The 18,696-nt window shown below is 39.8% G+C and carries 19 protein-coding genes; 17 read left to right on the top strand and 2 right to left on the bottom strand.

From position 1 onward, the window contains the following. Window positions 1–2: 2 nt before the first annotated feature. The 10 genes from fabK to BLS24_RS12605 all read left to right on the top strand — a co-directional run bounded on the left by fabK (window position 3) and on the right by BLS24_RS12605 (window position 9,335). Window positions 3–935 (top strand): enoyl-[acyl-carrier-protein] reductase FabK, encoded by a 933-nt coding sequence (gene fabK / locus BLS24_RS12560; protein WP_091759720.1) that lies wholly within the window; start codon window positions 3–5, stop codon window positions 933–935. 10 nt (window positions 936–945) lie between these two features. Next, on the top strand, window positions 946–1,875 hold the full coding sequence (gene fabD / locus BLS24_RS12565; RefSeq protein WP_091759723.1) for an ACP S-malonyltransferase: 930 nt from the start codon (window positions 946–948) through the stop codon (window positions 1,873–1,875). Further along, window positions 1,872–2,615 (top strand): 3-oxoacyl-[acyl-carrier-protein] reductase, encoded by a 744-nt coding sequence (gene fabG, locus BLS24_RS12570; protein ID WP_091759726.1) that lies wholly within the window; start codon window positions 1,872–1,874, stop codon window positions 2,613–2,615. The genes fabD and fabG overlap by 4 nt, the downstream gene beginning before the upstream one ends. After that, window positions 2,608–3,840, top strand: coding sequence for a beta-ketoacyl-ACP synthase II (gene fabF / locus BLS24_RS12575; protein WP_091759729.1), 1,233 nt, complete (start codon window positions 2,608–2,610; stop codon window positions 3,838–3,840). The genes fabG and fabF overlap by 8 nt, the downstream gene beginning before the upstream one ends. 12 nt (window positions 3,841–3,852) lie before the next feature. After that, a complete protein-coding gene (locus tag BLS24_RS12580) occupies window positions 3,853–4,275 on the top strand; it encodes an acetyl-CoA carboxylase biotin carboxyl carrier protein (protein ID WP_091759732.1) in 423 nt (140 codons plus the stop codon). 11 nt (window positions 4,276–4,286) lie between these two features. Continuing rightward, window positions 4,287–4,727, top strand: a complete 441-nt coding sequence (fabZ, locus tag BLS24_RS12585) for a 3-hydroxyacyl-ACP dehydratase FabZ (RefSeq protein WP_091759735.1) — start codon at window positions 4,287–4,289, stop codon at window positions 4,725–4,727. Between the two features lies 1 nt (window position 4,728). Then, complete coding sequence (locus tag BLS24_RS12590) at window positions 4,729–6,069, top strand: acetyl-CoA carboxylase biotin carboxylase subunit (protein ID WP_091759889.1); 1,341 nt, start codon at window positions 4,729–4,731, stop codon at window positions 6,067–6,069. Between the two features lie 179 nt (window positions 6,070–6,248). Further along, window positions 6,249–6,890 (top strand): acetyl-CoA carboxylase carboxyltransferase subunit beta, encoded by a 642-nt coding sequence (locus tag BLS24_RS12595; protein WP_242872298.1) that lies wholly within the window; start codon window positions 6,249–6,251, stop codon window positions 6,888–6,890. Between the two features lie 22 nt (window positions 6,891–6,912). Continuing rightward, window positions 6,913–7,668 carry a carboxyltransferase subunit alpha gene (gene accA, locus BLS24_RS12600; RefSeq protein WP_091759741.1) on the top strand — a complete coding sequence of 252 codons (756 nt, stop codon included), beginning with the start codon at window positions 6,913–6,915 and terminating at the stop codon, window positions 7,666–7,668. A 5-nt stretch (window positions 7,669–7,673) separates the two neighbouring features. Continuing rightward, complete coding sequence (locus tag BLS24_RS12605) at window positions 7,674–9,335, top strand: AMP-binding protein (RefSeq protein WP_091759745.1); 1,662 nt, start codon at window positions 7,674–7,676, stop codon at window positions 9,333–9,335. Between the two features lie 27 nt (window positions 9,336–9,362). On the opposite strand, the gene BLS24_RS12610 is transcribed toward BLS24_RS12605, so the two are convergent. Continuing rightward, on the bottom strand, window positions 9,363–11,126 hold the full coding sequence (locus BLS24_RS12610; RefSeq protein ID WP_091759748.1) for a methyl-accepting chemotaxis protein: 1,764 nt from the start codon (window positions 11,124–11,126) through the stop codon (window positions 9,363–9,365). 12 nt (window positions 11,127–11,138) lie between these two features. Continuing rightward, on the bottom strand, window positions 11,139–12,440 hold the full coding sequence (locus tag BLS24_RS12615; protein WP_091759751.1) for an ABC transporter substrate-binding protein: 1,302 nt from the start codon (window positions 12,438–12,440) through the stop codon (window positions 11,139–11,141). 201 nt (window positions 12,441–12,641) lie between these two features. On the opposite strand from BLS24_RS12615, the gene BLS24_RS12620 reads away from it, so the two are divergent. From BLS24_RS12620 to BLS24_RS12650, 7 genes are all read left to right on the top strand, one after another. Beyond that, window positions 12,642–13,010, top strand: a complete 369-nt coding sequence (locus BLS24_RS12620; protein ID WP_091759754.1) for a response regulator — start codon at window positions 12,642–12,644, stop codon at window positions 13,008–13,010. Window positions 13,011–13,046: 36 nt separating this feature from the next. After that, window positions 13,047–13,451, top strand: a complete 405-nt coding sequence (locus tag BLS24_RS12625) for an amino acid-binding protein (protein WP_091759757.1) — start codon at window positions 13,047–13,049, stop codon at window positions 13,449–13,451. Between the two features lie 26 nt (window positions 13,452–13,477). Further along, window positions 13,478–14,665 carry a MalY/PatB family protein gene (locus tag BLS24_RS12630; RefSeq protein WP_091759759.1) on the top strand — a complete coding sequence of 396 codons (1,188 nt, stop codon included), beginning with the start codon at window positions 13,478–13,480 and terminating at the stop codon, window positions 14,663–14,665. Between the two features lie 117 nt (window positions 14,666–14,782). After that, entirely contained in the window at window positions 14,783–15,034 is a 252-nt protein-coding gene (locus BLS24_RS12635; RefSeq protein WP_091759762.1) for a GIY-YIG nuclease family protein, read from the top strand. Further along, on the top strand, window positions 15,035–16,075 hold the full coding sequence (rsmH, locus tag BLS24_RS12640) for a 16S rRNA (cytosine(1402)-N(4))-methyltransferase RsmH (protein ID WP_091759765.1): 1,041 nt from the start codon (window positions 15,035–15,037) through the stop codon (window positions 16,073–16,075). It begins immediately after the preceding gene. A gap of 22 nt (window positions 16,076–16,097) precedes the next feature. Beyond that, window positions 16,098–17,012 carry a radical SAM protein gene (locus BLS24_RS12645; protein ID WP_091759771.1) on the top strand — a complete coding sequence of 305 codons (915 nt, stop codon included), beginning with the start codon at window positions 16,098–16,100 and terminating at the stop codon, window positions 17,010–17,012. Window positions 17,013–17,156: 144 nt separating this feature from the next. Further along, window positions 17,157–18,689, top strand: coding sequence for a flotillin family protein (locus tag BLS24_RS12650; RefSeq protein ID WP_442857227.1), 1,533 nt, complete (start codon window positions 17,157–17,159; stop codon window positions 18,687–18,689). Window positions 18,690–18,696 lie beyond the last annotated feature (7 nt).

Consider the following 18,696-nt stretch of genomic DNA (forward strand, 5'->3'; position numbering starts at 1 on the left):
TGATGGGCAAAAATCCAATATGTGAAATGCTTGGAATCGAATATCCGGTATTTCAAGGGGGAATGGCATGGATAGCGGATGCTGAACTTGCTTCAGCGGTATCGAATGCCGGAGGATTGGGAATAATAGCAGCAATGAACTCTAACAAAGAGCAGCTTAGGGAGCAGATAAGAAAGGCAAAAAAGCTTACAGATAAACCTTTTGGCGTCAATCTTATGCTCATGAGTCCTTATATAGAGGAAGCCGTTGATGTAGTTTGTGAAGAAAAGGTTCAGGTTGTTACAACTGGTGCTGGAAATCCTGCGAGATTCATGCAAAAACTAAAAGACTCAAACGTAAAAGTAATCTGCGTAGTAGCAAGTGTGGCGTTAGCTGTAATGGTAGAAAGAATGGGAGCATCTGCGGTGATTGCAGAAGGATGCGAATCAGGTGGCCATGTAGGAGATACAACGACGATGGCCTTAGTGCCGCAGGTTGTTGATGCTGTGAAGATACCAGTTATTGCAGCAGGAGGAATAGCAGATGGAAGAGGAATGGCAGCATCTTTTATGCTCGGAGCTAAGGCTATTCAGATGGGAACAAGATTTCTTACAGCTAAAGAGTGCAATGTTCACGAGAACTATAAAGAGAAAGTCTTAGGGGCAAAAGATAGAGACACCATCGTGACGGGTAAGTCGTTAGGACATCCAGTGAGAGCATTAAAAAACAGGATGACTAGAGAGTTTATACAAAAGGAACAAGATCCAAGTACTACGCCAGAAGAACTTGAGGCAATGGGAGCCGGAGCGCTTCGAAAGGCGGCCATTGATGGAGATGTTAAGTATGGATCATGCATGTGCGGACAGATAGCAGGATTAGTAAACAGCGAAGGAACATGTGAAGAGATAATAACAGGAATATGTAAAGAAGCATATTCTCTGCTAGGTAGTTTATAAAGGAGTGTTGATGGGAAAAATCGCATTTTTATTTGCCGGCCAAGGAAGTCAGTATCCAGGAATGGGAAAAGATTTATTTGAAGAAATAAATGAGGTTCATGACTTTTTTGGAATCGCTGAAGCTATAAGGCCGGGAACATTAAGCCAAATGCTGGTAGGGACAGAGGAAGAATTAAAAAGAACAGATAATACTCAGCCATGTCTTTTCCTAGCTGATATAGCGAGTGCCTTGGCACTTGGCGCTAATGGGATAACACCAGATGCTGTAGCAGGCTTTTCTCTTGGCGAAGTTGTTGCCTTGGCAGTTTCAGGAATTCTGTCAAAGGAAAATGCCTTTAAGCTTGTGTGTAAGCGAGGCGCTTTAATGCAAGAAGCTGCTGAAAAAGAAAAGGGAAGTATGGTAGCTGTGTTAAAGATGGATAAGGGTGAACTACAAGAATTATGTTCTGAAGTAGGTGTTTATCCGGTTAATTACAATTGTCCTGGACAGATTGTTGTATCTGGAAAGGAAGATAAAATTGAAAAACTAAAAGAAAAGCTAAGCGACAAGAAGGCAAGATTCATACCGCTTTCAGTTGGAGGGCCTTTTCATACGCCTTATATGAAGGAAGCTTCAGAAGAACTAAGAAAAGAAGCAAAGGTAAATATGTTATATAACATAAATAAACCATATATTCCTCTCTATTCTAATAGAACGGCTAAGCCTTATCCAGTGGATAAAGAGGGAATCATACAGTCTTTTACTGAGCAGATATCGAATAGTGTGAATTGGGAAGACACTATAAAGAATATGACTGAAGAAGGGATAGATACATTTATTGAGTGTGGACCAGGAAAGACTCTTACTGGATTCGTTAAGAGGATTGTTCCTCAGGCGCAAACATATAATGTATGCGATCTGGATTCGTTAAAGTCCGTGGTAGAGGAGTTAAATAAATGATACTTGATGGAAAAGTGGCAGTGATTTCAGGTGGTACAAGAGGAATTGGTAATGCAATCGCTTGGAAATTTGTTGAGCAAGGGGCAAACCTTGCAATAATCGCTACCAGAGATAATGAGAGAAATAAGAAGGCGATAAAAGAGCTTTCTGAAACCGGGAGAGATGTAAGGCTTTATATATGCGATGTAAAAGACCCTGAGCAAGTAGTATCAGTTGCAGAAGAAATACTAGCTGATTTTGGCACAGTAGACGTGTTAGTAAATAACGCAGGTATAACCAGAGACAATCTTTTGCCAAGCCTAAGCGTAATGGACATTGATGATGTAATAGATGTGAATCTTAAGGGGACCATCTATTTAACAAGGGCTTTTGTCAGAAGTTTTGTAAAACAAAGACATGGAAATATAGTGAACATCAGCTCAGTTGTAGGACTTATGGGCAACAAGGGGCAAGCAAATTATGCCGCGTCTAAAGCAGGGATAATAGGATTTACCAAGACGGTTGCCAAGGAATACGGACGTAGAAACATACGGTGCAATGCAATAGCACCCGGGTATATAGCGACAGAAATGACGGCAACACTAAATGAAGAACAGACTAATGAAATTGCAAAGCAATTACCTCTTGGAAGACTTGGCCAACCAGATGATGTGGCAGATCTTGCACTGTTTTTAGCTGGAGATAGCTCTAGATACATTACAGGAGAGGTAATAAAGGTTGATGGAGGTATGTATGTGTAGAGTAGTTGTCACCGGAATGGGGGTAATAAGCCCAATCGGTAATTCGGTAGATGTCTTTTGGAAGAATCTTACTGATGGTGTGTGTGGAGTTGATAAGATAAACAGATTCGATGCATCTAACCTAAAAGTAAGCCTGGATGCTGAAGTAAAAGATTTTGAACCAAAAGTATATTATGACACCATGCAGGAAATAAGAAAATCAGATCTTTTTATGCAGTATGCCATGGGTGCAGCAAGGCAAGCTGTAGACCAGAGTAAGATTCTTGAAAGTGATATAGATAAAGAAAGGCTTGGAGTATATGTGGGATCAGGCATTGGCGGAATCAATACAACTTTACGAGAAGCCAAGAAGCTAAGTGAAAAAGGTCCTGATATGGTCTCACCTTTCTTTGTGCCAATGATGATAAGTAATATGGCTGCAGGTGCAATTTCTATAAAGTTTGGAGCAAAGGGGCCAACACTTCCAGTGGTAACAGCCTGTGCAACGTCAACACATACTATCGGCGAAGCCTACAGGACAATAAAGCACGGATATGCAGACGCAATCATTGCAGGAGGAAGTGAAGCCTCTATTAACGAGCTTGCGATGGCAGGATTTATAAATTGTCAGGCACTCAATTTAGCTGAAGACCCATCACAGGGAAGTCTTCCTTTTGACAAGAGAAGAGGTGGATTTGTCATGGGTGAAGGAGCTGGAATTCTGGTGCTTGAGGAATATGAGCACGCAAGGAAAAGAGGTGCCAAGATCCTGGCAGAAGTGGTTGGTTATGGAAATACTTCTGATGCATACCACATAACAGCACCAGACCCAGAGGGAGATGGAGCAGTCAGAGCTATAAAAGCAGCTGTAAATGAGGCGCATATTCAGGATAGGGATGAGATTTATGTTAATGCTCATGGAACAGGAACACATTTAAATGATGCTATGGAGACAAAAGCTCTTAAAGAAGTATTTGGTAAAAGAGCTTACGACCTTCATATAAGTTCAACAAAATCCATGACGGGACATATGATGGGTGCAACAGGTGCAGTAGAAGCTATTGCCTCTGTGCTTGCGCTTTATAACGGAATAATTCCGCCAACGATAAACTACAAAGAAAAGGATGAAGAATGCGATCTTGATTATACGCCAAATAAAGCATTAGAGGCTGATATTAACTTTGCCATCAGCACCTCTTTAGGGTTTGGCGGACACAATGCATGTATAGCTTTTAAAAGGGCATAAGTGGAGAAAAATATGAGTAATTCTTTATTAGAATACGGTGAGTTATTTAAAGATCTTGGATTAACGGAACTTTCTGTAGAAGATGGGGATTTTAAGTTATGTCTTAAAAGAAAATTACAAGCTGGATCAAGCATAGGACAAATGAAATTAGAAAATGTTGATCCAGATGAAAAGACAGTTGACTTAATCGAATCCGAAAAAAAGAGTGGTGATACAGTCAAAGCACCTCTTTTAGGCATATTCTACGGAAAAGTTGGAGAAAAAGAAGCATTAAAGATTGGAGACAAGATAAAGAAAGGCGATGTTTTGTGCATCATTGAAGCTATGAAAATGATGAATGAGGTCAAAGCTTCAAAAGATGGCACCATTGCCGAAGTTCTTGCAAAAGAAGGAGATCTTGTGGAGTACAATCAGGATCTTTTCGTTATCAAGTAGAAGGGGACTTTATGAATAGAGAAGAATTAAAAACGATCTTACCCCATAGAGAACCTATGCTTTTGGTTGATGAGGTGATTCTAAATGAGGATGGGACTGCAACGGGATATTATACTGTTCGCGGAGATGAATACTTTTTGCAGGGACATTTTCCGGGTAATCCAATAGTACCAGGTGTTATTCAATGTGAAATGATGGCGCAGTCTGCATGTATTATGTTTGCAGATAACATGCGAGAGAAAGGCGTGTTACCAGTATATACAGGGCTTGATAAAGTGCGTTTTAGAAATATGATAAAGCCGGGAGATACGATAAAAATAGATACAAAGTTGGTGCGTGAATATCATCCAATGTATGTGCTTCACGGAGAACTAAGTGTTGATGGCAAGAAGTGTATGAGCGGAGATTTTTCTTTTGCCATCGTATCTGATGAGGAGAATGCTAGTGGCTGAAATGTTTTCAAAGATCTTGATAGCTAATAGAGGAGAAGTTGCGGTAAGAGTAATAAGAGCATGTAAAGAGATGGGCATTGAAACTGTAGCAGTTTTTTCTGAAGCTGATACTGATGCCCTCCATGTGGAAATGGCTGATGAAAGTTACTGTATAGGCGGCCCTTTAGCTAAGGACAGCTATCTAAAAATTGACGCGATCATTACTTTGGCAAAAAAAGTAGGAGCGAAAGCGATACATCCAGGATATGGGATGCTTTCAGAAAATCCGGAATTTGCAAAGGCCTGCGATGCCAATGGAATAGTTTTAATAGGCCCCGGGGCGGATGTTATGGAAAAAATGGGAGAGAAAGAAAGGGCGAGGGAGATAGCAATATCATCAAATGTTCCCGTGGCACCTGGAAGCGACATTTTAACTGACATTACTGATGCTGAGAAAAATGCGGAGAAAATAGGTTATCCCGTAATCCTAAAAGCAAGAGCTGGTGGAGGAGGTAAGGGCATTCGTGTTGTACGAGAAAAAAGTGAGCTTTCGGGATTGTTTTCCCAAGTCCAAAAAGAGGCACATAACTCCTTTGGTGATGATGGCATTTTTATGGAGAGATATCTTGAAAATGTTAAACATGTGGAGGTCCAGATCCTCGCTGATCATAACGGCAAAGTAATTGTTCTTGGTGACAGAGATTGCTCAGTTCAGCGCAAAAATCAAAAGCTTATTGAAGAGTGCCCTGCACCTGTATTATCGGATGAGACTAGGAAAAAAATGTATGAAGCGGCTGTCAGGCTTGCTAGTGCTGTAGGTTATGTCACTGTTGGAACTATTGAGTTTTTGGTTAAAAATGATGATTTTTATTTTATGGAGATGAATACAAGGCTTCAGGTAGAACACTCTGTAACAGAAATAGTTTGCGGAATTGATATTGTAGAATGGCAGATCAGGACTGCAGCGGGAATAGATATTCCTTTTAGTCAGGATGACATATCAAATAGCAGGCATGCTATAGAATGTAGGATTTGTGCAGAAGACTCAAAAAATTTCAGGCCTTCTACAGGCCGCGTTGAACTTCTCCATATTCCAGGTGGAGTGGATGTACGATTTGACTCAGCTTTGTATCAAAATTGTGAAGTAACCCCTTTTTACGATTCGATGCTGGGGAAGTTGGTTGTATGTTCAGATACCAGAGATGGAGCAATACGCAAGATGAAATGTGCATTGTCTGAGTTTGTGCTAGTAGGTGTTGAGAACAATCGCGAAATGCATATGAGATTTATGGAAGATAGCAAGTTTTTGATCGGTAATTATGATACCAGTATCTGTCAAAAGGTTTTACAAGCATGGAATTAAAAAAACTATTTTTAAAAGCAAATAATGAGCTGGAATATGGTGAAGTAAAAGTAAAAAGCAGGCGAGTAGTCTGCAAAAAATGCCAAAAACAGATTCCAGTATATAAGATAAGAAAAAACGACTTTGTTTGTCCAGAATGTGGGCACTATTTTCCTGTCAGAGCTAGAAGAAGAATACTAATGCTGACAGATAAAAGGAGCTTTATAGAACATGACAGAGATCTGGAATCTATTAATATTCTTAGATTTCCTGACTATGATGAGAAGCTTTCTTTGGCGAAAGAAAAAAGCCGCGAGAACGAAGGTGTAATATGCGGAGTTGCTACTATTGGTGGCTACAGAACCTGTATATTTGCCATGGATGCAAACTTTATGATGGGATCCATGGGGGCAATAGTAGGTGAAAAGATTACTCGATTATTCGAATATGCAACTAGCATGAGTCTTCCAGTAATAGGAGTAACTGTTTCTGGTGGCGCAAGGATGCAGGAGGGGATGATCTCCTTAATGCAAATGTCTAAGGTTTCAGCGGCAGTCAAGAGGCATAGTAATAATGGCAATCTGTACATAGTTCTTTTAACCAATCCTACAACAGGCGGTGTGGATGCTAGCTTTGCAATGTTAGGAGATATTACGCTTGCTGAGCCCGGAGCTAGAGTTGGATTTGCAGGGCCAAGAGTAATAGAAAAGAGCCTTAATCAGGAGTTGCCTAAGGATTTTCAGAAGGCAGAACGAGTATTAGAGTGCGGATTTGTGGATCTTATTGTTCCAAGGAACAGGCAAAAAGAGGCGCTTACAGCGATTCTTAGGCTGCATAGTTAAAAGCTTTTTTGAGAGGAAAAGAATGGAAGATTACGAGATTGTGCTTGGCGCAAGAAAAGATAACAGGTTAACGGCGATAGATTATATATCATCTATTGTACAGAATTTTATTGAGTTTCATGGAGATAGATATTACGGTGACGACAAAGCTGTTATTGCAGGAATAGGACAGATTGGCAACATTCCTGTTACAGCTATTGGAATAGAAAAAGGAAAGAACACGGAAGACAGGATAGCTCATAACTTTGGAAGTGCACATCCGGAAGGGTATAGGAAAGCCCTTAGACTGATGAAGCAAGCAGAAAAGTTTCATAGGCCTGTCATTTGCTTTGTCGATACTGCAGGGGCCTTTTGTGGTATTGATGCGGAAGAAAGAGGTCAGGGAAGAGCTATAGCTGAAAACTTGTATGAAATGTCTGATCTAAAAACGCCGATTCTTTCAATTGTTATAGGTGAAGGTGGTAGCGGAGGAGCTCTTGCCCTTTGTCATTCAGACAGGATATGGATGATGGAAGATGCGTATTTTAGCGTGGTATCTCCAGAAAGCTGTGCCAATATCTTATGGAAGAGCACAGATAAGGCAGACGAGGCAGCAAAAGCGTTGGGGCTTACTGCAGATAGGCTTTATAAGCTTGGACTAATAGATAAGGTGTACAAAAAGGGAAGACTTAAAGAGTTGAAGAAGGACATTGAGGCGGAAATAGAAGTTCTTTTATCAATGACTTCAGATCAGCTGATTGATGGAAGATATAGGCGTTTTAGAAAGGTTGGATATTAAGGACCATGGGACACATATATGAAGATTACTACAGGGAAGTAAGGGATTCAAAGGGTGAAATAGTAGAGATCAAGACGACGTGCCCTCCAAATTTCAATTTTGCTTATGATGTAGTAGATAGGTTTGCATTTGAAAATCCCGATAAATTGGCTCTTGTTCATAGAAGCGCCGAAGGAAAAGAGACAAGGCTAAGCTTTGGAGAGCTCAAAAGGCTTAGCAACAAGGCAGCGAACGCATTTAAGAAGCTTGGAATTAGTAAAAACGATTCTGTTATGCTTCTTTTGAAGCGAAGGTATGAATTTTGGATCAGCATCTTGGCACTTCACAAACTTGGAGCAATCGCTGTTCCTACCTCCCACATGGTGTCTGCCGAAGACATTAGTGAGAGAGCTGCGGTAGCTGGCACTAAGGCAATAATCTGTGTTAATTCAGAGAGTATATGTGACAAGGTAAAAGAAGCTATAGATAAGAATGATATCATTCAGATCGTGGTCGGGGATAAATATGAAGATAAAGCAGATTTTAATGAGCTTATTGCTGATGAAAGCGACGTTTTTGAGCGAGTAACTACAAGCATAGATGATAGCATGCTCTACTATTTTACGTCTGGGACAAGTGGGGCTCCAAAGGCTGTTATTCATGATTATTCTTACCCGATTGCACATATTTTTACAGCCAAAAACTGGCATGGGATGCACGATGGAGACCTTCATTTGACAGTTGCTGACTCTGGTTGGGCTAAATCTGCATGGGGAAAGCTATATGGTCAGTGGTTCTTGGGTGCAGCAATCATGGTATATGACTATGAACAGTTTTACGCTGCGGATCTTCTTAAGCTCTTAGAAGAAGAGAAAATAAACACCTTTTGTGCACCTCCTACTATATATAAATATCTAGTCTTAGAGAATCTAAGGAAATATAATTTAAATAACTTGCGTTATGCTACAACTGCAGGAGAGCCAATGCCTAAAGAGGTGTCACAGCGTTTTACTTCAGAGACAGGAATAGTTATCAGAGAAGGTTTTGGGCAGACAGAAACAGCGTTGCAGATATGCGCAACGATAGAACAAGGCTCTTTTCCTGGATCTATTGGAAAAGCATCTCCTTTATATCAGATTAAACTTATGGATGAAGATGGAAGGATTGTACCGGAAGGGGAAGAAGGAGAAATTGTTATTGTTCCTAATGGAGATAGAAAGCCTATTGGTATATTTAAAGGCTATCTTGGGGATGAAAAGATGTATGAAGAAGTGTGGAGCGGCGGAGTCTATCACACTAAAGATAAAGCGATCGTGGACAAGGACGGTAATTTCTTTTTCCTAGGAAGGAATGATGATGTTATAAAATCTAGCGGATACAGGATTGGACCATCTGAAGTTGAGGATATACTTATGAAGCATCCTGCGGTATTTGAGTGCGCAGTTACCGCGTTTCCATCTAAGAACAGAGGCGCTGTAGTAAAGGCTAGCATAATCTTAAATAAGGGGTATGAAGCTAATGCCAAGCTTGGAACGGAACTTCAGGATTTTGTAAAAAAGAGAGCTGCAATTTACAAGTATCCAAGAATAATCAAGTTTATTGATAAGTTGCCTAGAACAAGTAACGGAAAAATAAGCAGAGCTAAGATCAGGCAACAGGATTATAAAAAAGCATTGGAACACTTATAAGTGTCCCAATGCTTTTTAAAAACATATTTAAAGGGAAGTAAACTTCTGCGTTGTATCACTAAGCTGCTCAGTGATTTCATTGTTTTTATTGATCGCATCTGAGATCTTTTTGATACCGCCAACAATCTCCGAAGAATTCTCTGCGGAAGAAGAAATGGCGATAGAACTTTCCTTTATTGAATCTGTTATCATCCTTACAGATTCAACCATTTCCTGCATTGTGGAATTAAGGCTCTCAGCCTTATTATCAAATGCAGTAAGCATATCGTTCATTATATCGGCTGTGTGCTCGTATTTTTCTCCTGTCTGAACGAAATCGTCGTAGTCTCCAAGAACAGTTCCATTTATATAATCAAGAGCTTCCTGGGCATTTTCAGCAAGCCTGTTAACAGCTTCAGTTACTTCATTACTTATATCTTGGATATTAGAAGCAGTAGAGCGGCTATTTTCAGCAAGTGCACTTATCTCTGTAGCAACAACGGAGAAACCTTTACCAGCTTCGCCTGCTCTTGCAGCTTCAATTGAAGCGTTAAGGGCAAGGAGATTAGTGTGTTTTGCTATATCAAGAATTACATTTGTAAGCTCATTGATCTGGCTGACTTTTTCAGAATCCTGTACTGATTGAGTTAGTACATTAGAAAGCTGAGCAACTTGGTCGCTAGCCTGCATCTTTTTCTGAGTAACTCTTTCTTTAAGTTCGTTAGCCTCCTGCTTGATAGAAATAGCAGTTTCTGTTCCGGATTGTGCCTGCTCTGTTATTTCCTGAGCAGCAGCTTTAACTTCTTCAACCTTTGTGTTGATAGATGAAACAGTTCCAGAAACTGTTTCCATATTTGCTGAAAGCTCTTCAAGAGCTGCAGAAGTATTTGTTACGCTATCATCAGCAATCTGGAGCTGAGAGATAACTTCCCCTGAAGAACTTGTAAGGACTACGGAACCATTCTTAACATCGCGCATGATACCTTGTAAAGTCTCGATAAAGTGGTTGATACCAGTTGTAATGAACAACAACTCAGATTTTGTCTTGGTCTTTATTCTAGCTGTAAGGTCACCATTGCCTTTTTCAATGTTAGTGATCATAGTATTGACTTCAGAGCTTATGGATTTGATCTTCTTAACTATATTGATATAGCTGATAAGGAAGTTGAGTACGATGAGTACCAGAATGATAGCCATTCCGATCACTGCGACGACTACACCTGAAACCATCAGTGAATTCATCTGGTCCGTTGTTGCATTAGCCGACTTTGTGATTGCTACATCCAGGGCTTTTGTCGAATGGAAGATGGCTATTTTTTGAATTTCAGCTTTATCAAACAGGATAGAATATGCAGCTGTCTGGTCACCGGCATCACATCTTGTTATAGCGTTGTCGATAAGGGCGGAGAGTCTAGAGTATTGTTCTGAGATCTCTTTTAGCTGAGCAGTTGCTTCTTCATCATTATAACCAGCGAAGTCATCGTTTAAAGTCTTGATATCTGCGGAGATTGTTTCTTTTGCGATATTTATCTGTGGCAAAAGAGCTGCTTTAGTTTCATCAGCATCTGCTGCAATATAGCTAGTTGCCTGGTCAAACAGTGACATTACGTCTGACTTTAAGTTGGCTTCATGGGTGGTAAGGTCCATCATAGAGCCAAACATCGTGATACTGCTTGTGGTAGATGTTTGCATTGCAGACATTACCATGACCATAACTACTACGAATGCTACTAAAATAAGCAGATTCAAGGCAGAAAGCTGAAATACTATGGAATCTTTCTTTTTTACATTAACGCCAACATTTTCTTTCACGTTTCTACCTCCTTATAGTTTTGAGTACCAGTCTTTTGCAATTGACTTGATCTCTTGTATAAAACCAGCAGTATCAACTTCTCCTGCGGCAAATTTATGGAAAGCGAATGCAAGGCCTTTTTGACCTAGGCCTTCAGGCATATCCATCCAGTGCCAGCTGGAAGTCTTTCCTGCCGAGATATAATCTGAAATTACCTGCGCAAATGGATCAGAAGCCACATATTTGCAGTCCTTGAAAGGACTAATGAATCCAGCTTCTTCAACTAGGATCTTCTGTGCTGAATCCTCAGAGCACCACTGAAGGAAGTCTTTAGCGGCATCAACCTGGCCTTCTTTTGGAATAGCCCACCAAGAAGGTGCACTTGTAAGAATTGTCTCCATCCCGTCCTGGAATGCATATGGAACCATTCCTACTGGAAAACTTCCGGCTGCCTGGTATTCGCTAGCATCATCGCCTACTAAAGTTGCTCCAATCCAAGAACCTTGGGTTACGAAAGCATACTTTCCTGATGCAAATCCAAGAACCTGATCGTTGTATGTACCTGTTGTTAACAGGTCTGGATCTGAATATTGATTGAAAAGATTTATCATTTCTGCATAATCTGCGAAACGGCTGTCATCTACTTGGCCACCATCATTTAGAAGATCAATGTATGTAGTGTCAGATCTGTCGAGACCAGAGTCTATATATGCACCAAAGATGTGGTTTCCTGATGACCATCCCAAGTTTTCAGGCTCTGCGCAGTAACCTATGACTGCCTTAAGACCTAACTCTTCTTTTTTGGCATCAATGGCTTCGAAAGCAGCTTTCATGGCATCTGGTCCTGTGATAGATGCAGGATCAACTCCGCATGCTGAAAGGATGTTTGCATTATAAGCAAGACCAATAGCCTCGGTTGTATATGGAAAACCGAGGGTTCCATAGGTCGCATCTTTGTATGCTGCGTCTGTTCTGGATGCCCAGCCTTGGTCACTTAGATCCACCAAAAGACCATCCCAGTTAGCAAAGCTTGATGCTTCACAAGCGATGATATCTGGCATCTGATCAGACAGATAGTAGCCTTTTAACATAGCCTGCGCATCTGCACCTGATTCAACCCCCAGAACTTCGACTTTGATTCCGGTTTCCTGCTCGTATTTTGCAGCAAGGTCGTTTATTTGTGATGCAACCTCGCTTTTAATATTGAGGAGGGTCAGTTTTTCTACGGAAGTTGCCACTTCTTCTGGAACTTCTACTGACTCTTTCCCGCAACCATTGATTATTGCTGAGGAAACCAGTATTGCGACTAATATTAATGCTTTCCAGTTTTTCATTTTGATCGCCCTTCCCTTCAATAATAGAAACATTAAATCATACATTAATTATCGAATATATACGAATTTATGCAATTAAAAAACTATTAAATCGTATTATTTTTGTTTAATTCTTAAATAATCAATATTATAGTTGTATTAGAGGTCTTTTTACTGTCATAATATAAGTGCTACATTTCACATTATTTCAGGAGAAAAATTATGCGAAAAAAAATATTGATAGCCGATGATACAAATTTTATGAGACAAATGTTGAAATCTGCTCTGGATCCTGAGAAATATCAGATTGTAGGCGAGGCGCTTACTGGTGTGGATGCTGTAGAGCAGTATAAAGAAAAAAAGCCAGATCTGTTGATTCTTGATATCAATATGCCTAAAATGAATGGTATTGATGCCTTAACGGAAGTAATGGAGTATGATCCAAAGGCTAATGTAATCATGTGCTCAGACCAAAAGTATGAGAACATGATCATGCTTGCCCTTAAGAAGGGAGCGAAGGACTTTGTCGTAAAGCCATTTACTTCAGCAGATGTAATTAAGGCAGTCAAGAAGATTTTAGGAGATGAGTAATTTTTTTGCTAGCTTTGTTGGACAAGGGAGGATGTAATGCTTAAACAGGTATCTATTTACGCCGAGAACAAGAAAGGATGTTTACAGAACATCACAGGTATTTTATGTGAGAATGGAATCAATATTTTAGGATCAGTAACTAATGATTCTGCTGAATATGGCATTGTTAGAATGGTTGTTTCTGACCCTGAAAAGTGTATTGAAGTTCTTCAAAATAATAATTATATTTGTAAGACAACTCCAGTTCTTGCTGTAGAATGTCAGGATGAAGTAGGAGCGCTTGATAAGATACTCAAAACTCTTTATTCATCGAATATTAATGTTAATTACACATATCTTTCATTTAACCGTGAATCAGGCAGACCTATCATGGTGATCAATACAGATGATATTGAGGCGGTTGAGAATATTCTCGTTAATAAAGGATATAACTGTATCTGATAAAAGAACTTTTTAGGAGCCTTTTTATGTATGATTTTGTGACTAATCCTGTAAGTAGCGCTAAAAGTTCCTATAAGTATAAGGATATGTATGATAGAAATCCGGACGTTCCAGAAGGAATAGTACCTCTTTCTATTGCAGATATGGAATTTATCATAGCGCCCGAGATCAGAGAAGGAATCGGAAAATACTTAGCTGACCGGACTTTGGGTTATACATTTGCTTCCGAAGAATATTATGAAGCAGTCATAGAATGGATGCAGAAAAGACATTCATATCATTTAGAAAAAGAGTGGATCGCGCCATCTGATGGAGTTGTTACTGCGCTAGGAGATTTGATCCTTAGTGTAACAAAACCAGGGGATGGCGTTATTGTCTTTTCACCTTCTTATAGGCCATTTAGAATAGCAGTGGATGTAAAGAATAGAAAGCTTGTTGATATTCCATTGATTTTCGATGAAGATGGTTACAGAATTGACTTCGATGCATTCGAAGAAGCAGCAAAAGAAACAGCGAATACATTATTGATCTTTTGTAATCCTCATAATCCAGTTGGACGCGTGTGGACAAAAGAGGAACTACAGAGAGTATGTGATATCTGCCTTGCTAACGGTGTATTTATCATTGATGACGAGATCCACAATGATCTTATTATGCCAGGTATTACGCATACTGTTATGAGTACCGTTTCTGAAGAAGCAAGTATGAACATGGCAGTGTGTACTGCTCCAAGCAAAACTTTCAATTTATCTGCGCTTCAAACTTCGAACATAATAATACGAAACCCAGATGTCAGGGATAGATTTGTTAGTTCAAGATTGGATGGTTTTAGATCCGGAACCAACGCTTTAGGAATGGAAGCTTGTCGTATAGCTTATAGTAGCTGCGAAAAGTGGCTTGATGAATGCATAGCTGTTATTGCAAGTAATGCTATGTATGTGAAAGATTTTTTTGCAAAGAATATGCCAGAGATCAAAGCACTTCCCTTAGAGGGAACATATTTGTTGTGGTGTGATTTCAGGGCCTGGAGATTGTCAGATAAGGAACTAGAGGACTTTATGGTCAAAAAGGCATATATATTTGCAGATGAAGGCTATGTATTTGGCTCATCGGGAAGCGGATTTGAAAGGCTTAATCTGGCATGCCCGGAAAATGTGATCAGAGACACGATGGAACGGTTATTACGAGCTAGAAATAAATATATTTACAAATAGGAGAAAAGAAATGTCTACAAAAAAGTTTAAAAAACCAGTAGCGATAATGGCACTTATTTTGATAGCAGCAATGGTACTTGGGACTATAGCTAGCGCACTTTTATAATTGGAGCAAAAATGAACTATACGTACATAGTTGAATGTGCAGATGGTACGCTATATTGCGGCTGGACAAATGATCTTGATAAAAGGATAGCAGATCATAATGCAGGTAAAGGGGCCAAGTACACAAAACCTAGGCTTCCAGTAAAGCTTGTATATTATGAAACTGCAGATACCAAAGAAGAAGCCATGAGTAGAGAATGGCATATAAAAAGGCTAAGTAGAAAAGAGAAACTTAGGTTAATACAAGGGAAAAAGGATAGATAATTGGAAGAGAAAAAGCACAAAAGAAGAGTACATTACTCCGGTAAGTATCCCAAAAAATTCGAGGAAAAATATAAGGAGCATGATCCTGAAAAATATGGCGACACAATAGCACATGTTATTTCAAAAGGCTCCACACCTGCTGGGATGCATATTTCTATCATGGTAAAAGAGATTTTGGATTTCCTCCAGATCAAACCTGGCCAGCAAGGTCTTGATTGTACTCTTGGCTATGGCGGACACACGAGAAGAATGCTTGAAAAACTAGAAGGAAAAGGCTGTGTATATGGTCTGGATGTGGATCCGATAGAATCAAGTAAGACCGTTGAAAGGCTTAGGAACGCGGGATTTGATGAAGATCAATTTAAATTTAGATTGATCAATTTTGCAAATATCGACGAAGTTGCTAAGGAAGCTGGCAAATTTGACTTTGTATTAGCTGATCTTGGTGTCTCATCTATGCAGATAGATAATCCTGAAAGAGGCTTTTCCTATAAGATAGATGGGCCATTAGATCTAAGACTTGATCCAGCTCATGGTGAATCAGCTGCAGAGAGGCTTCGAAACATAACAAAAGAAGAATTTGTGGGAATGCTGGTAGAAAATTCCGACGAACCATATGCAGAGGAGATTGCTGACAAAGTTTTTTCACTTATGAGAAAAGGAAAAAACATTGATACCACCACTGCGCTTAGAGAGGCCATAGAGCAGGCACTATGGAAGGTTCCTAAGGAAGAAAAGGATCAGGCTATCAAAAAGAGCTGTGCAAGGGTATTTCAGGCACTCAGAATCGATGTTAATAGTGAATTTGAAGTTCTTTATTCCTTTTTAGAAAAACTGCCAACAATCTTGAATCCAGGAGGAAGGGTGGCAATCCTAACTTTTCATTCTGGAGAAGATCGATTAGTAAAAAAGGCTTTTAAAGAACATCTTAAAGAGGGAGCGTTTAGCGAGATTTCATCTGATGTTATCAGGCCCTCAGCCGAGGAATGCAGGATAAATCCTAGAAGTAAATCAACTAAAATGCGATGGGCAATAAAGTAATTTCCATTATGTGTGATTAAAGATGACAGAACAAGAATTGTACAAGAGCTGTACCTTGTGTCCAAGAAAATGTTCTATAGATAGGACTGTGACCAAGGGTTATTGCAATGAAAAAAGTGAATTACATGTAAGCAGGGCTGCTCTTCATATGTGGGAGGAGCCCTGTATTTCAGGAGAACACGGATCTGGAACCGTGTTTTTTTCTGGTTGCAACATGGGCTGTGTCTTTTGCCAGAATAAGGAGATCAGCCGTGGTGAAGTGGGTAAGGTGATAACTACTGAGAGACTGGTTGAAATTTTCTTTGAGCTTCAGGATAAAGGCGCAAATAATATAAACCTGGTCACAGGAGACATTTTTATTCCTACTATAAAAACAGCCATTGAGATAGCTAAAAATAGAAATATAAAGATACCTTTTTTACTGAATACTTCGTCATATATTGAGGTAGGCACACTTAAGATGTTAGATGGTCTTATCGACATTTATCTTCCGGATTTTAAATATATAAGGGAGCAGGATGCAGTTAGATATAGTAAAGCAAAAGGCTATGTTGATGTGGCAAGGGCTGCGATAGATGAAATGGTAAGGCAACATCCAAGATGTGAGTTTGGAGCGGATAACGGCAAAGAAAACCTTATTAAAAAAGGGGTAGTGGTTAGGCATCTGTTGATGCCTGGAATGCTTATTCAGGCCAAGATGATCGTAAAATACCTTTATGATAAATATGGTGACAATATTTTTATCAGCCTTATGAACCAATATACGCCTAATGGACAATTGCAAGATTATCCAGAGATTGATAGAAAGGTCTCAGAACGAGACTACAAGAGTCTCATTGAATACGCAGCATCTATTGGAGTTGTTAACGGATATATGCAGGTCGGAGAAACCGCCAAGGAAAGCTTCATTCCAAGCTTTGACTGTAGCGGAGTATAAATATTCTTCCAAAAAGGAAAAATATAAGATGAAAAGACGCTAAAGACGTGATTTTTATGGATGTGAGTAACATATAGAATTATCACATAAGGAACCGGTAAACAAAGTGGTTCGTTTATGTGGCACATAAAGTGCTCAGAAAGGATGATGAATATGTTATTCGACACAACAACAATTTTAATCGCAGCAGTAGTTGTTATCGCAATTATTGTAATTGCAGCGGGGTACGTAAAGGCTCCCCCAGACAGAGCGTTTATCATATCAGGTATTAGAAGAAAACCTCGAATTCTCATCGGTAGAGCCGGCGTAAAGATCCCATTCTTTGAAAGAGTCGACAAATTGTATCTTGGACAGATGACTGTAGACATCAAGACAGAACAGTCAGTTCCTACAAACGATTTCATTAACGTTAACGTTGACGCGGTTGCAAAGGTAAGGATTGGTACAACTCCTGAAGCAATTCAGCTTGCTGCCAAAAACTTCCTTAACAAGGATCCAGAGATGATCACAATGGACCTTCAGGATTCATTACAAGGTAACATGCGTGAGATCATTGGTACTCTTGCTCTTAAGACTATCAATACTGATAGAGATAGCTTCTCAGATCAGGTTATGGAAAAAGCTTCAAAGGATATGAACAAACTTGGTATTGAGATCCTTTCCTGCAACATCCAGAACGTAACTGATGAAAATGGACTTATTAGTGATCTTGGTATGGATAATACAGCTAAGATCAAGAAGGACGCAGCTATTGCAAAGGCGCAGGCTGACAGAGACGTAGCTGTTGCAAAGGCAGAAGCTGATAAAGCAGCAAATGATGCAAGAGTTCTTGCTCAGACTGAGATTGCTGAAAAGAACAATGCTCTCGCTATAAAGCAGGCAGAACTTAAAAAAGAGGCTGACACAGCAAGTGCTGTTGCGGATGCCGCTTATGAAATCCAGCAGCAGGAGCAGCAGAAGTCAATTCAGACAGCTACAGTTAATGCTCAGATCGCGAAGGCAGAACGTGAAGCAGAACTTAAGCAGAAAGAAGTAGTAGTAAAACAGCAGCAACTCGCCGCTGAAATTGAGAAACAGGCTGATGCTGAGAAGTATCAGGCTGAAAAGAAAGCTGAAGCAGAACTTGTTCAGAGACAGAAGAAGGCCGAAGCTGCTAAATATGAGCAGGAAAGAGAAGCTGATGCAAAGAAAGCACAGGCTGAAGCTCAGAAGTTCGCTGCAGAGCAGGAAGCAGCTGGTATCAAAGCAAAATATGATGCTGAAGCTGCTGGTATTGCGGCAAAAGGTAAGGCTGAAGCAGAAGCAATCAAGGCAAAAGGTATTGCAGAAGCTGAAGCAATGGAAAAGAAAGCAGAAGCTTATAAGAAGTACAACGGCGCTGCTATGGCTGAAATGATGATCAAGATCATGCCTCAGATGGCTGCTGAAATTGCTAAACCTCTTTCACAGATCGATAAGATCAATATTTATGGAACTGGTGATGGTACAAATGGCGCAAGCCAGATTTCAGGAAATATGCCAATTGTTATGAAGCAGGTTTTTGATACAATGTCAGAAGCTACAGGTGTAGATTTTACTGAGATCATGAAGGCTGGTACATATGATGCTAAGGTTAATAAGAATATTAACTTAAGCGGAGATGGTGTTAGCGTAAATGTTGATAAGGCAAACAAATAAGTAATAA

This window comes from Butyrivibrio sp. INlla18 (genome assembly GCF_900103635.1).
Classification (GTDB): Bacteria; Bacillota; Clostridia; order Lachnospirales; family Lachnospiraceae; genus Butyrivibrio.

Excerpts from the sequence above, each read along its gene's own strand:
- BLS24_RS12645 (WP_091759771.1), top strand. The coding sequence starts at position 16,098 with ATGACAGAACAAGAATTGTACAAGAGCTGTACCTTGTGTCCAAGAAAA.
- BLS24_RS12635 (WP_091759762.1), top strand. The coding sequence starts at position 14,783 with ATGAACTATACGTACATAGTTGAATGTGCAGATGGTACGCTATATTGC.
- BLS24_RS12580 (WP_091759732.1), top strand. The coding sequence starts at position 3,853 with ATGAGTAATTCTTTATTAGAATACGGTGAGTTATTTAAAGATCTTGGA.
- BLS24_RS12630 (WP_091759759.1), top strand. The coding sequence starts at position 13,478 with ATGTATGATTTTGTGACTAATCCTGTAAGTAGCGCTAAAAGTTCCTAT.
- BLS24_RS12615 (WP_091759751.1), bottom strand. The coding sequence starts at position 12,440 with ATGAAAAACTGGAAAGCATTAATATTAGTCGCAATACTGGTTTCCTCA.
- fabK (WP_091759720.1), top strand. The coding sequence starts at position 3 with ATGGGCAAAAATCCAATATGTGAAATGCTTGGAATCGAATATCCGGTA.
- fabF (WP_091759729.1), top strand. The coding sequence starts at position 2,608 with ATGTGTAGAGTAGTTGTCACCGGAATGGGGGTAATAAGCCCAATCGGT.
- BLS24_RS12590 (WP_091759889.1), top strand. The coding sequence starts at position 4,729 with ATGTTTTCAAAGATCTTGATAGCTAATAGAGGAGAAGTTGCGGTAAGA.
- BLS24_RS12650 (WP_442857227.1), top strand. The coding sequence starts at position 17,157 with ATGATGAATATGTTATTCGACACAACAACAATTTTAATCGCAGCAGTA.
- BLS24_RS12605 (WP_091759745.1), top strand. The coding sequence starts at position 7,674 with ATGGGACACATATATGAAGATTACTACAGGGAAGTAAGGGATTCAAAG.
- BLS24_RS12595 (WP_242872298.1), top strand. The coding sequence starts at position 6,249 with ATGCTGACAGATAAAAGGAGCTTTATAGAACATGACAGAGATCTGGAA.
- accA (WP_091759741.1), top strand. The coding sequence starts at position 6,913 with ATGGAAGATTACGAGATTGTGCTTGGCGCAAGAAAAGATAACAGGTTA.
- fabG (WP_091759726.1), top strand. The coding sequence starts at position 1,872 with ATGATACTTGATGGAAAAGTGGCAGTGATTTCAGGTGGTACAAGAGGA.
- fabZ (WP_091759735.1), top strand. The coding sequence starts at position 4,287 with ATGAATAGAGAAGAATTAAAAACGATCTTACCCCATAGAGAACCTATG.
- fabD (WP_091759723.1), top strand. The coding sequence starts at position 946 with ATGGGAAAAATCGCATTTTTATTTGCCGGCCAAGGAAGTCAGTATCCA.
- BLS24_RS12620 (WP_091759754.1), top strand. The coding sequence starts at position 12,642 with ATGCGAAAAAAAATATTGATAGCCGATGATACAAATTTTATGAGACAA.
- BLS24_RS12625 (WP_091759757.1), top strand. The coding sequence starts at position 13,047 with ATGCTTAAACAGGTATCTATTTACGCCGAGAACAAGAAAGGATGTTTA.